The organism is Kitasatospora sp. NPDC051164 (assembly GCF_044455625.1).
Taxonomy (GTDB): domain Bacteria; phylum Actinomycetota; class Actinomycetes; order Streptomycetales; family Streptomycetaceae; genus Kitasatospora.
This window is the reverse complement of sequence record NZ_JBITFB010000005.1, coordinates 298,420-311,166: the sequence shown is the minus strand read 5'-3', so window position 1 is coordinate 311,166 and position 12,747 is coordinate 298,420. Positions and strand designations below refer to the sequence as shown.

Below are 12,747 nucleotides of genomic sequence, written 5' to 3'. Positions count from 1 at the left end.
CGCCCAGGGCGGCAGGGTGGCAGGCCGGGGCGGCGGGTGGCGGGCCGGGGCGTCCGCCGGGGTTAGGGCTGTTCGACCAGGGCGGGGTGGCGGGGGTCGTCCATGCGGATGGTGATGTCGGCGGCTTCGGCGGGGGCGGTTTCGGCCTCGTAGCGGGCGAAGGCGGGGAGGGTCCACTGCTGGTCGGCGGGGGTGCGGCGGGCCAGGGCGGCCGGGGTGAGGGCGAGGTGGACGGTCAGGTCCAGCGGCAGCCAGCGGCCGAGGAGGAGCCGGCCGTCCAGCAACAGGACGCCGCCGGGCGGGAGTCGGGCGTACGGAGCCCGGGTGGAGCGGTCGGTGACCGGGTCGCGCAGGGAGGGCAGGACACGGCCGCTGCCGCCCGGCTCCAGCGGGTCGAGGACTTCGCGCAGCAGGGCGCCGTCGTCCAGCCAGAGGTCGTGGAAGGCGTCCGCGTCGTGGTGGCCGTACTCCAGCCGGATCGAGGCCGGGCGCAGGAAGTCCGCCGCCGACACCCGCAGCGTGGGGCGGCCGCGCAGCCGCAGCGGTTCCACCAGGGCGTCGGCGAGTGCCTCGGGGCGGGCGGCCGCGGCGCCGTCGACGGCCACCCGCAGTCGGCGCCCGGCGGCGTCGGGCAGGGCGGTGATGCGGTCGGCGAGCAGCTCGGCCAGCTTGGCGGGGGAGATCGGGCGTACCTGCATCGGGCCATCCTGCCGTTTGGTGGACGCTTCGTGGAGCCGCTCAGGTCAGCGGGAGGGCGTACAGGATGTCGTCGTGGCCCGCGTAGAGGTGGCCGCCGTCGGCGGCGAGGCTCCAGACGTCCCGGCCGGGGCCCGAGTCGCGGAAGGTCCACCCCAGCTCGCCGGTCGCGGTGTGGATCGCGCTGACCCCGCCGACCGCCGTACCCGGCACGAACAGCGTGTGGTCGGCGACCAGGGGGTGGGTGCGGCGGTCCAGCAGGTATGGCAGGCGGCAGGTCCACTCGACGGCACCGGTGGTCGCGTCATGGCCGGTGACGATGCCGTTGTCGCGCGCGACGTACACCCGCGGGCCGTCCGGGACGGGCGGCAGCGCCCGCCAGGACTCGCCCCGGGCGGGGGAGTACGTCCAGCGGGGCTCGCCGGTGGGGCGCAGCGCGCGCACGCCGCCGTTGCCGTCGGGGACGTAGACGTCCTGCGACCCGGTGACGCACCAGCGCAGGCCCTCGTCGCCGGGGGCGGTCCACAGCTGCCGGCCGGTGGCGGCGTCCCGGGCCACCAGCTCGGCGCGGTTGCCGAGGAAGCGGACACAGGCCAGAAGGCTGCCGCCGATCATGGTGGCGGGGGTGACCGGCTGCTCCTCGCGTTCGGTGGGGACGGACCAGAGGAAGGAACGGTCGGCGACCCGCAGGGCGAACAGCCGGTTCTCCGACGGGGCCTCCGGTGGCCGGGGGCCGGCCCAGGAGTAGCCGTACAGGGTGCCGTGGTCGTAGCCGGTGAGCCGGGTCTGGGTGCCTCCCAGCTCGTCGGGCAGCGGCAGGCTCCAGTCGGCAGCGGGGTCGGTGAAGTGGCGGGCTTCGAGGTGGCCCTCGTAGGTGGTGGCGAAGAGGCGGTCGGGCCCGACCACGACCTTGCCGAGCATGTCGAGGTCGCTGGGCCAGTCGCGGCTCTCCGGCGGGTCGAAGACCAGCAGCCGGGCGGCGGTGCCGTCGGCTGGGTCGAGGACCTGCAGGCCGGTCTTGGACAGGTAGACGGGGCGGCCCGGCGGGTCGGTGAGCCGTTCCGGGGTCATCGCCTGGGGGCCGCGGTAGGTCCAGGCCGGGGTCGGGCCGGAGAGCGCGGTCGGTTGCGGCCTGGTCGGCCTCGGCGCAACGGCGCCGCCGGCATCCGAACGGCCCAACGCCCAGACGGCCCCGCCCGCCGCGAGCACCCCGGCGCCGATCAGCATCCCGCGCCGGCTCAGCCGCGGCCCGTCGCCGCCCCCGCCGATCACGTCCTCGGGCGCCTCCCCGTTGCCGTCCTCCTCCCCGTCCCACTGCCACGACGCCTCGCGCGCGGCCCCCTCGGACGACGACTGCATACGGCTCTCGCTTCCCCACCGGCGGCCTCACGCCGCCACCCGCCCGGAGGATATCGAACAGCCCCCGAACCGTCCGAAGCGGTGGAAGAGGCGGGGCGGGCGTCGTGGGCAGAGACGGACGCGGCTGTGCGGGGGTGGGCGTCAGGGCTTCTCCGGCGGGTGGTCCGCCAGGTCGGCGAGGACGTCGGCGTGGCAGGGCAGGGGTGCGCACCAGCAGCCGAGGCGGTGACCGCGCAGCGGCGGGACGAGGGCGAGGAGGTCGGGGCGGGCGAGGAGGTGGTCGCGGTACGCGGCGACCATCTCCTCGCGGGTGAGGTCGGGGCCCGGGCGGTACGGGCAGTGCAGCGGCGACTCGGCGAGGTGCCAGCCGCCGCGGTGCATGGCGCGGCCGACGTAGACGACGTCGTCGTAGTCGGGGTCGTCGCGGTGGCCCTTGAGGTTGACCACGGTGGTGCGGCGGGTCGTACTCGGCATGCGGTCCATGCTGGTGCAAGCGGGGCGGCCCGGCAGCCCGGGGCGGGAGCGGGCTCGCCTTGACACGGTTCCGGGCCCGGCGTAGCAAAAGAGCATGCGCCATCCGGATGTGACCGGTGGGGACCATGGGGCGCGGTCCGGGCCGGACCGGCCGCGGGAGCCCGGAGCCGACGCGCAGGTGCGCCGGGAGCTTCCGCGATCCGTGCGGGAAACCCAAGGAGCGGACCGCCGGCGGGACGAGCTGCTCGCGGTCGCCGTGCGCCGGGTGCTCGGCTCCACCGGGGCGTACGGCGCGATGGTGCACCTGCGTTCGCGGGACCGCCGCTCGCTGGTGCTGCACACGATCGCGGGGGTGCCGATGTCGGTGATGACCCCGTTCCGGCGGATCGCGGCGGCCGGGCCGCTGCCGGTCGCGGTCTGCTTCCGGACCGGGCACGAGATCGTCCTGTCCGACTCCGAGGACACCATGCGGCGCTTCCCGCAGCTCGCGGTCGGCCTGCCGTACGACTTCGCCTCGGCCTGCGTGCCGGTGGGGCACGGCCCCGAGCGGTTCGGGGTGCTGAGCGCGCTGTGGCCCGCCTCGGACGAGGGGGTGCCGGGGCCGGCGGGCCCGGAACTCGCCGCCGTCGCCGCCGAACTGGGCGACAGGCTGGCCGAGTTGGCGGAGGCCGGGCAGTCCGTTGAGCCGGGCGAGGAGGCGGCCGTGGTCGAACTGCCGCCGCCGTCGGTGCCGACCACCCGGGTCGGGCTGTTCGACTGGAACGTGGTCACCGGGGCGCTCTCCGCCGACGACCGGTTCCGGGAGATCTTCGGGTTCGGGCCGGGGGAGTTCGACGGCACGGTGGCCGCCCTGAACCGCCGGGTCGCCCCCGGTGACCTGCCGGAGTTCAGGGCCGCCGCCCGGACCGCGCTGGAGCGTGGCGAGGTGCTGGCCGCCCGGGTCCGGGTGCTCGGGCCGGACGGCCTGCCGTTCCCGGTGGAGCTGTGGGCGCGGGTGCCCGCGGCGATCTCGGACGGCCGGACCCACCTGGTGGGCGCCGTGCTGGACGCCCGGAGCCTGACCGCTGCCGCGGCCGCCGTCGAGCGGCTGCACGAGGGCGTGTTCTCGCTCGACCTGGACGGCCGGATCGGTTACGCCAACCGCGCCACCGAGCCCCTGCTGCAGGCCCGCCGCGAGGACCTGATCGGCCACCACCCCTGGGACGTCCTGCCCTGGCTCGCCGATCCCTTCTACGAGCACCGCTACCGCGCGGCGCTGTTCTCCCAGCGGCCCACCACCTTCCTGGCGGCCCGCCCACCGGACGGCTGGCTCGCCTTCTCGCTCTACCCCGACGCGCACGGCGTCACCGGCCGGGTCGTCGCCGCCGAACCCCTGCCCGGCGCCGCCGAGCCGCCGACCGGGCCGCCGCCGGTCGCCCGCACCGACGTCGGCGGCACCCACCACCTGCTCCAGCTCGCCAGCGCGCTCACCGAGGCGGTCACCGTGCGCGACGTGTGCCGGGCGGTGGCCGAGGAGATCCTGCCGGCCTTCGGCGGCCAGGAACTCGCCATCTACACGGTGCGCGACAAGCACCTGCACCTGGTCTCGCAGAGCGGCTACCCGGACGGTTTCCTGGACACCTTCGAGGGCACCCCGATCGACGCCCGCGTCCCCGGCGCGGAAACGCTCAGCACCGGCACCCCGATCTTCTTCGAGTCGGTGCGCGACCTCTCCGCCGCCTACCCGGGCCTGGCCCTCGACGAGATGGGCGCCTGGGCCTTCCTGCCGCTGATCGCCTCCGGCCGCCCGGTCGGCAGCTGCATCCTCGGTTTCGACCGCCCGCACCCGTTCACCGTCGAGGAACGCGGCCTGCTCACCGCCCTGGGCGGCTTCATCGCCCAGGCCCTGGAGCGCGCCCGGCTGTACGACGCGGAGTTCGCCCTGGCCCGCGGCCTGCAGCAGGCGCTGCTGCCGCACCGGCTGCCCGAGGTGCCCGGCATCCGGATCACCGCCCGCTACCTGCCCGGAACCCAGGGGATGGAGATCGGCGGCGACTGGTACGACGTGATCGTCACCGGCCGTGACGTCACCCTGGTGATCGGCGACGTCGAGGGCCACAGTGTCGCCGCCGCCGCCGCGATGGGCCAGCTGCGCAGCGCCGTCCGCGCCTTCGCGACCGGCGGCGACCCGCCCGACCAGGTGCTCGCGCGCACCAACCGGCTGCTGCTCGACCTCGACCCCGGGCTGCTCGCCAGCTGCTGCCTGGTCCGGCTCACCCCGGCCGACGGCGCCGCCCGGATCGCCCGCGCCGGGCACCTGCCGCCGGTGCTGCGCCACCCGGGCGGGCGGGCCGAGGCGCTGTATGTGGCGGGCGGACCGCTGCTCGGCGTGGACGAGCGGGCCGAGTACCCGGTCAGCGAACTGCGGCTGCGGCCGGGCGCGGTGCTCGCGCTGTACACGGACGGGCTGGTCGAGGACCCGGCGGTGGCGATCGACCAGGGCGTGGACCGGCTGCGCGCCGCGCTGGCCCGGGCCCCGGCGGGGGAGGGGCTGGAGGAGGCGGCCGAGCGGCTGCTGCGCGAGGTCGGCTCGACCCGCCGGGTGGACGACGTGGCGCTGCTGCTGACGGCCTTCGGCTGAGCGGGTGTCCGGGCGGACCCACCGGTGGACGTGACCAGGCGACTTTCGTCGGTGCCGGCGGCGACGAAGGAGGACGGCGGGGGCGTCGGCCGGCCGGTTAGCCTCGGCGGGTGGATGCGATCGCACGGGCCTGGAAGAAGGCGGTACGGACGGCGCTGCCGGGGCCCTGGCGGCCCCGGCGGGTGGTGGGCGAGGCCGCGCTCGCCCTGCTGATGGGCGGTCTGGCCGCCCTGCTGGAGACCCTTGCCGGCACCGGCCTGGCGGTGCCCTTCGGCCTCGGCGTCGCGGCGCTGTGGGTGCTGCGGCGCGGGCTGCCGGCCACCGTGCTGCTCGCCGCCGCGGCGGCCTCCGGCTGGTCGGGGGGTCCGGTGCTGCTGCTGGTCTGCGCGGGCTGGACGGCCGGGGCGCGGATCCGCCGGGCCTGGACGCTGGTCGGCACCTTCGTCCTGGGCTGGGCGCTGTTCGTCGTGACGGGCGTACTGAAGGACGCCTCCTCGGTCTCGCCCAAGCTGGTCCTCGGGCTGTCGCTGGGCACCTTCCTGGTGCTCGCCGTGCTGCCCGCCCTGTATGGCCGCTACCGCGCGCAGCGGCGCGCCCTGCTGGACGCGCTGCGCGAGCGCAACGACCAGCTGCTGCGCGAGCGGGTCATGGTGGTGCACCAGGCGCGGCTGCGCGAGCGGCACCGGATAGCCCAGGACATGCACGACAGCCTGGGCCACCAGCTGGCGCTGATCTCGGTGCACTCGGGCGCGCTGGAGGTGGACCGTGCGCTCACCGACCGGCAGCGGGAGGCGGTCGGGGTGCTGCGGCAGGCGGCGGTCGCGGCGATGCGCGAGCTGCGCGAGGTGGTCGGGGTGCTGCACGACGAGTCGACGGCGGCGCGGCCCACGGTGGGGGCACCGCCCGTGATGGGGGCGGCGGCCGCGGCGCCCGCCCGGGGCGGGGTGGACGGGATCGACGGGCTGCTGCAGTCCTCCCGGGCGGCCGGGGCGGAGGTGACGCTCAGCCGGGAGGGCGAGCGGCGCCCGCTGCCGGCCGCGGTCGACCACGCGGCGTACCGGATCGTGCAGGAGGCGCTCACCAACGCGCACAAGCACGCCCCCGGCGCGCCGATCGGCGTCGCGCTCCGGTACGAGCCGGACGCGCTGGTGGTGGAGGTCACCAACACGCGCGCGCCGGAGCTGGTGGGCGTGCGCGCCGGAGCGGGCCAGGCCGTGAGCGGCGGTCAGGGGCTCACCGGGTTGCGGGAGCGCGCGAGGCTGGTCGGCGGCATGGTGCACGCCGGGCCGACGCCGGAGCACGGCTTCCGGCTGGCCGCCGTACTGCCGTACGAGGGGACGGAGGGCGACACGGAGGGCGCCGCCGCCGCGGCCGGGGCGGACGACTGGGTGTTCGAGGGCCTGCCGGCCGACGAGGCGGACGGCAAGCGGCGCAGTCCGGCGATGGGCTGCGCGGTCGGCGTGGTGGCGGTCGGGCTGACCGTGCTGGGGCTGCTGGTCTGGGGGATCGTGGCCTTCGTCGACGGCAGCCGCGACGCGACGGTGAAGAAGACGCGGTACGACCGGATCGAGGTCGGCACGGCCGAGGCCGCGGTGCTGCGCGAACTGCCGTCCGGCAACGGCTTCTTCACCGACGACTACAAGCGCGCCGGGCCGACCCTGCCGGAGGGCGCGCGGTGCCGCTGGTACCTCCTGGGCGGCCCGCCCGGTGAGACCTGGAACGAGCAGCACGTGGCGCGGTTCTGCTTCCGGGACGGGGTGCTGGTGGACAAGCAGGAGTACGTCGCCAAGGACTGATCGCGCGTGTGCCCGGGTCGGGGTCGGGGCTGGGGGATCGGGGGCGGGGGGCGGGACGCCGGAGGCCAAGGCCGGGGGGACCGGCGGTCCGGGCCGGTCGGCGGAGATGTGAGGATGGTCCCGCACCCGAAGGACCGTTCGAGGGGAATGACCAGCGTGATCCGAGTCCTCGTCGCCGACGACGAGCCGCTGATCCGGGCCGGCATCAGGATGATCCTCGGCTCCGCCGACGACATCGAGGTGGTCGCCGAGGCCGCCGACGGCCGGGAGGCGCTGGAGCTGGCCCGGGCGCACCGGGTGGACGTGGTGCTGCTGGACATCCAGATGCCGGTGATGGACGGACTGACGGCGCTCGGGGAGCTGGCGAGGGTCGCCCCCGGCGCGCGGGCGCTGATCCTCACCACCTTCGGGGAGCGCGAGAACGTCCTGCGCGCCGTGACCGAGGGCGGCGCCGGCTTCCTGCTCAAGGACACCGCGCCGAACGAGCTGATCCAGGCCGTCCGGGCGGCCGCGGGCGGGAACGCCTTCCTCTCCCCGGCCGCCACCCGACACATCGTCGACTCGCTGGCGGCCGGGCACAGCGGCTCGCTGGCCGCCCGCAGCGCCGCGGCCCGGCGCCGGCTGGAGGTGCTCACCGCGCGCGAGCTGGAGGTGCTGGCGCTGCTCGGCGAGGGCCTGTCCAACGCCGACGCGGGGGCCCGGATCCACATGAGCGAGGCGACGGTGAAGACCTACGTGAGCCGGATCCTGGCCAAGCTGGGCTGCGAGAACCGGGTCCAGGCCGCGCTGCTGGCGCGGGACGCGGAGCTCGACGGGCGGAGCTGAGCGCATTCGCATGCTCACGGAACGTGGTCGGCGTGGTGGATGCCACTCGGCGGCTCCGTGGAACCGGGAACTCCGGGTGTGCTGGTGACGGTGCGTCAATTCGTGGTCGCCATGAGTGGATGGTGTGCCGGATCTCGCGAATGGACAGATGTGAGCGAGGGCACGGGATCTGATCATTTGATCTCGAAAACCCGGTCAAACCCGGTCGAACCGGGCGCCGTTTCTTGATCGATACCGCCGGTAACAGTCAACTGACCTGCGACGTCGAAGAATTGCTTGCTGAGCCCGGGGGATGCCCCCTAGCTTCATTGGCGGCGCAACGAGCGCCACCCGGGTTCACCCCGACGCACTGCCCGCCGACTGACCCACGGCGCGAGGGCGGTGCCGCCGACCAGGCCGGCTCGAACCGGCCCCGGCGAGCGGAGGGTGACCGGGGCGGCACGGCACGTCCGACACGTGCCCGGCCGCCCGTCGAGTGAGGTGCGCGGACACCACCGGCCCATGTCCCGGGCCTGGTTCCGCCTGCCCGCCCGGGGCTTGTCGAGAGGATCTGTATGAATCCCCGTCACGAGACCGCCGCTGCCACCGAGACCACCACCACCAAGCGCAACCGCGTGCGGATGGCGGTCGTCGCGGGCGCCGCCGCCGCGGCCCTGCCGGTGGTCGGCCTCGTCACGGCCACGTCGGCCTCCGCCGCACCGGCCTCCGCCTGGGACTCCGTCGCCCAGTGCGAGAGCGGCGGCAACTGGAGCATCAACACCGGCAACGGGTTCCACGGCGGCCTGCAGTTCTCCCCCGGCACCTGGAAGGCGTACGGCGGCACCGCGTACGCCCCCCAGGCCAACCAGGCGACCAGGGCGCAGCAGATCGCGGTCGCCGAGAAGGTGCTCGCCTCGCAGGGCCCGGGCGCCTGGCCGGTCTGCTCGAAGAAGGCGGGCCTGAGCAAGGGTGGCGCCCCCGCCGCCGTCGACACCTCCTCGAACGCCGCGCCGGCCGCCACGCCCGCCGCCAAGCCGGCGACCAAGGCGGCGACCAAGGCGGCGAAGCCCGTGGCCAAGCCTGCCCCGGCGGCCCCGATGGCCCCGATGGCCAAGCAGCAGGCGCCCCAGGCCGCCGACCCGGCACCGGGACGTCCGTCCGCCAAGCCGGTGCAGTCCGCGCCGGCCGCGCCGACGAACAGCGCCGGCGGCAGCTACACCGTCAAGAGCGGTGACACCCTGAGTGACATCGCGGCCAAGTTCAGCGTCGACACCGACCACCTCTACCAGCAGAACGTGCGCGTCGTCGGTGGCAACCCGGACCTGATCTTCCCGGGCCAGACCCTGACCGTCTGACGCCCCGCAACCGTCTGACACCCGCAACCCGTCTGACGGCCCGCAACCGTCTGGCGGAGCTTCCGAGCGGGCCTGCGACGGAGTGCCCGACCCAGCCTCCGACGGAGCCTCGCGACCCGGCCGAGCGGCTGCCCCCCGTGCGGGGGCGGCCGCTCGGCGCGGTGCGTTCCCGGGGCGGCGCCCGCTGGTCCGGGACGGCGGGCGGCGGGTCGAACCGCACGGGGCGGCCGGCCGTCGAGTCGTACGCCCGGTAGGCGGCGCGCACGCCGGGGTGGGGGCGCTTCGAAGCATGGTTGAAGGTTCAACGCGACGTCTGAATCCCGCCGGAGGTTTGCCGCGCCTCGGACCAGGATCGAGTCATGTCCGAGATCGGAACAAGGAGTTCTGGAGATATGACGATGAACGGAACCGCGGTGCTCGACGGCAAGGTGGCCCTGGTGACCGGCGGCAGCAGGGGGATCGGGGCGGCGGTCGCGCTGCGGCTGGCCGAGGACGGCGCCGATGTGGTGCTGACCTACCAGGGCGGCGCGGAGCGGGCCGAGGAGGTCGCCGCGAAGATCACCGCGATGGGGCGGACCGGCTGGGCCGTCCGCGCGGACAGTGCAGACCCGCAGGCGATACAGGCCGCGGTGGCGGCGGTCGCCGAGCGGTTCGGGCGACTGGACGTCCTGGTGAACAACGCCGGTGTCGGCGCCCTCGGCCCGATCGGCGGGTTGGCTCCGGCCGACGTCGACCGGGTTCTGGAGGTGAACGTCCGGGCGCCCTTCCTGTTCGCCCAGGCGGCCTCCGCACACCTGGCCGAGGGCGGACGGGTCGTCACCATCGGCAGCTGCATCGCCAAGCGGGTCGCCTTCCCCGGCGCCACGCTGTACGCGACCAGCAAGGCCGCGCTGATCGGGCTCACCAAGGCGCTGGCCCGGGAGCTCGGCCCGCGCGGGATCACCGCCAACCTGGTGCACCCGGGCCCGATCGACACCGACATGAACCCCGCCGACGGACCGGCGGCGGAGTTCCAGGCCGGGCTCACCGCGCTCGGCCGCTTCGGCGCCGCCGCGGAGGTCGCGGCCGCCGTCGCCTACCTGGTCGGCGAGGACGGCCGGTACGTGACGGGCGCGGAGCTGGCGGTGGACGGCGGCTTCGCGGCCTGACCCGCGCGGTGGACGGCCCTCGACCCGTCCACCCACGGGGGAGGTGTCGTGCCGGGCGGTCGTCGGCGCTCGCGCTTACGATCGCCCGGCACGACCCGTGCCCCCGACCGAGAGGTGTGCCATGACCGCAGCGGAAGACCCGATCGGACTGCTCGCCCGGGCCCTCGCGCAGACCGCCGGGCTGATCGACGGCACCGGCGTCGAACTGGCCGGCCATCCGACCCCCTGCCGTTCCTGGGACGTCGGCGACCTGGTCAGCCATCTGCTCCACGACCTGCGGCAGTTCACCGTACGGGCGAAGGGGGGGCAGCCGGACTGGTCGCAGCCCTTCGAACGCGTGGAGGAGGACTGGCTGCACGCCTTCGAAGCCGGGGCCGAGGAGCTGGCCGACGCCTGGCGCGCGGCCGGCGACCTCGGCGGGACACTGGAGATGCCCGGGGGCGGCACCGTGCCGGCGCGCTTCCCGGTGGACCAGCAGATCGCCGAATTCGCCGTCCACGGCTGGGACTTGGCCCGAGCGACCGGGCAGTCCACCGAGGGCCTGGACCACGAGGTCGCGCTCGCCGCGCTGGCCTGGGCCGAGGGCGCGCTCAAGCCCGAGTACCGCGGCGCCGAGGAGGACCACCACGCCTTCGGCCCGGCCGTCGCCGTGTCCGAGGACGCGCCGCCGTACGACCGGCTCGCCGCGTTCTTCGGCCGCGACCCGGCGGCGCCGGTCACCGGGTGACGGGGGCGGCGGGGACGGTCGAACGGAGTCGGCCCGGCCGTCGACCGAGGCCGTCCCGCCGCAGTACGGCCGACGCGGCGCCCCAGGGGGAGACGGCCCCGCCTGCGGCGTTGCAGTGGTCGAAGGCGGTGGCAGTGGCAGTGGCAGTGGCAGTGGCGAGGGAGCGGGCGGTGGTGCTGACGGTGGTGGCGCCACGGAACTCGTCCACGGAGACATGGGAGGTGCTCGCGCGCGGGTAGGTGGCGCGGATGGAGTCGGCGGTGGTCAGCGCCGAGGCGGCGAAGGCGGCGAGGACGAGGACCCGGCGGCGCAGCGCGTCGGTCACGTCCCCGACGAGCTGGAACCGGTCGTCGTGGCCGTCGGTGACCGTGACCGGGCCGGGACAGGTGGTGGTCAGCATCATCGACACGACCAGGGCGTCCCCCGGGGCCGCCGCGGCCCGTACCGGGAGGGCCAACTCGGTGCTGGGGATGTCCTGTTGTTCGACGGCGGTGTGGGCCACCCAGGACAGTGCCGAAAGGTCGGCCGAGGATCCGCGGGCCTCCGGCTGTGGCTCGGGGCTGGGTGAATCACCGTGCGCGGAAGGGCAGTTGTCGGCGTCGAGCGAGGCGTCGGGCGCCCGGGTGGCGACCAGGCCGAGCGTGCCTGACACGCCGAGCACCAGGCCGAGGAGCAGGCTGAACGCGTGGGTCCAGAGCCGGGGAAGTCCCCGGCGTGGCGCGGCCGGGAACGTGGCGGGCCGCGGCAACGGAACCGGGCCGGCCGGAGCCGGAAGGGCGAGGGCCGGAGGAGCGGGGGCCGAGGGAGTGGGAGGGGGAGACGGGGCCGGAGTGGCGGGCGGCTTCCCGCCGTCGGCGGCGGTTCTCCAGCGGTGGTGCCACTCCTCCTCGTCTCCGCCGCAGGCCCGGACGAAGGCCCTGGTCGTGGGCCAGGACGGAAGGCGCGAGCCGGTGACCGCCTCGAAGAGCGTGGTGTGCGAGATGCAGCCGACGGCCCTCGCCATCGTGCGGAACGAGGGCTGGCCGGCGTCCAGGCGGAGCGTGCGCAGTTCGGCTGCGAAGTCCTCCTCGCACCGAGGCTGTGCGGTTCCTCCGGATTGCGCTTCCTGATCCGCCATGACGCCCCCTGTTGTCAGACAGTGTCAGAACCACCCGCGACGGCCTTTGTCGCGTACGGATCATAGTCGCGGGCGGCGGCGGGGGAAGCGTGTTCGGCGGCGGCGGCGAAGGTTGTCGGCCGGTGCTGGTCGCCGGGTGCCCCGCCCGCCGGGCCCGGGGCACGCCCGGGTCAGTGCGGCTGGTGGGCGGCCGCCTGCTTGATCGCCTCGCGGATGCGCGGGTAGGTGCCGCAGCGGCAGACGTTCTGGATCTGGTCGATGTCCGCGTCCGTCGGGTTGGGCGTACGGCGCAGCAACGCGACGGCCGCCATGATCTGCCCGGGCTGGCAGAAGCCGCACTGGGCGACGTCGCAGGAGAGCCAGGCCTCCTGGACGGGGTGCAGGGTCTCGCCGTCGGCGAGGCCCTCGATGGTGGTGACGGTGTGGCCCGCGCAGTCCTTGACGGACCGGGTGCAGGGCTGGAACTCCTGGCCGTCGAGGTGGCTGGTGCAGGCGCGGCAGACGCCCACCCCGCAGCCGTACTTGGGGCCGGTGACACCGAGTTTGTCGCGCAGCACCCAGAGCAGCGGCATGTCGTCCGGGGCCTCGACGGTGACGGGCTGCCCGTTGAGGACGAAGGTGTGGGTGGGCATGGGGAGTCGGGATCCTCGG

General features: G+C 75.3%; 11 protein-coding genes. 6 read left to right on the top strand and 5 right to left on the bottom strand.

Annotated features, from left to right (window positions below; all coding sequences use genetic code 11):
- Positions 1-62 precede the first annotated feature (62 nt).
- The 3 genes from ACIBEC_RS10400 to ACIBEC_RS10390 all read right to left on the bottom strand — a co-directional run bounded on the left by ACIBEC_RS10400 (position 63) and on the right by ACIBEC_RS10390 (position 2,529).
- Positions 63-698 (bottom strand): uridine kinase, encoded by a 636-nt coding sequence (locus ACIBEC_RS10400; protein WP_360493666.1) that lies wholly within the window; start codon positions 696-698, stop codon positions 63-65.
- A 40-nt stretch (positions 699-738) separates the two neighbouring features.
- Positions 739-2,055: a PQQ-binding-like beta-propeller repeat protein gene (locus tag ACIBEC_RS10395; RefSeq protein ID WP_360493669.1), complete on the bottom strand. Its 1,317-nt coding sequence runs from the start codon at positions 2,053-2,055 to the stop codon at positions 739-741.
- Between the two features lie 141 nt (positions 2,056-2,196).
- Positions 2,197-2,529 (bottom strand): DUF4326 domain-containing protein, encoded by a 333-nt coding sequence (locus ACIBEC_RS10390; RefSeq protein WP_360493672.1) that lies wholly within the window; start codon positions 2,527-2,529, stop codon positions 2,197-2,199.
- A gap of 202 nt (positions 2,530-2,731) precedes the next feature.
- Here ACIBEC_RS10390 and ACIBEC_RS10385 point away from each other — a divergent pair, with 202 nt between their 5' ends.
- The 6 genes from ACIBEC_RS10385 to ACIBEC_RS10360 all read left to right on the top strand — a co-directional run bounded on the left by ACIBEC_RS10385 (position 2,732) and on the right by ACIBEC_RS10360 (position 10,979).
- Complete coding sequence (locus tag ACIBEC_RS10385) at positions 2,732-5,149, top strand: SpoIIE family protein phosphatase (protein WP_360493675.1); 2,418 nt, start codon at positions 2,732-2,734, stop codon at positions 5,147-5,149.
- 110 nt (positions 5,150-5,259) lie between these two features.
- Complete coding sequence (locus tag ACIBEC_RS10380) at positions 5,260-6,945, top strand: histidine kinase (RefSeq protein WP_360493678.1); 1,686 nt, start codon at positions 5,260-5,262, stop codon at positions 6,943-6,945.
- Between the two features lie 156 nt (positions 6,946-7,101).
- Positions 7,102-7,770, top strand: a complete 669-nt coding sequence (locus ACIBEC_RS10375) for a response regulator transcription factor (RefSeq protein ID WP_360494158.1) — start codon at positions 7,102-7,104, stop codon at positions 7,768-7,770.
- A gap of 554 nt (positions 7,771-8,324) precedes the next feature.
- The gene (locus ACIBEC_RS10370; RefSeq protein ID WP_360493681.1) at positions 8,325-9,104 is read left to right on the top strand and encodes a transglycosylase family protein; all 780 of its coding nucleotides are present in this window, start codon (positions 8,325-8,327) and stop codon (positions 9,102-9,104) included.
- A 392-nt stretch (positions 9,105-9,496) separates the two neighbouring features.
- Entirely contained in the window at positions 9,497-10,252 is a 756-nt protein-coding gene (locus ACIBEC_RS10365; RefSeq protein WP_360493683.1) for an SDR family oxidoreductase, read from the top strand.
- Positions 10,253-10,373: 121 nt separating this feature from the next.
- Positions 10,374-10,979, top strand: coding sequence for a TIGR03086 family metal-binding protein (locus ACIBEC_RS10360; protein ID WP_360493686.1), 606 nt, complete (start codon positions 10,374-10,376; stop codon positions 10,977-10,979).
- On the opposite strand, the gene ACIBEC_RS10355 is transcribed toward ACIBEC_RS10360, so the two are convergent.
- Complete coding sequence (locus ACIBEC_RS10355; protein ID WP_360493689.1) at positions 10,969-12,096, bottom strand: helix-turn-helix transcriptional regulator; 1,128 nt, start codon at positions 12,094-12,096, stop codon at positions 10,969-10,971. The two genes, ACIBEC_RS10360 and ACIBEC_RS10355, sit on opposite strands and share 11 nt — an antisense overlap.
- 170 nt (positions 12,097-12,266) lie before the next feature.
- Positions 12,267-12,728: a (2Fe-2S)-binding protein gene (locus tag ACIBEC_RS10350; protein WP_360493692.1), complete on the bottom strand. Its 462-nt coding sequence runs from the start codon at positions 12,726-12,728 to the stop codon at positions 12,267-12,269.
- Positions 12,729-12,747: the final 19 nt, after the last annotated feature.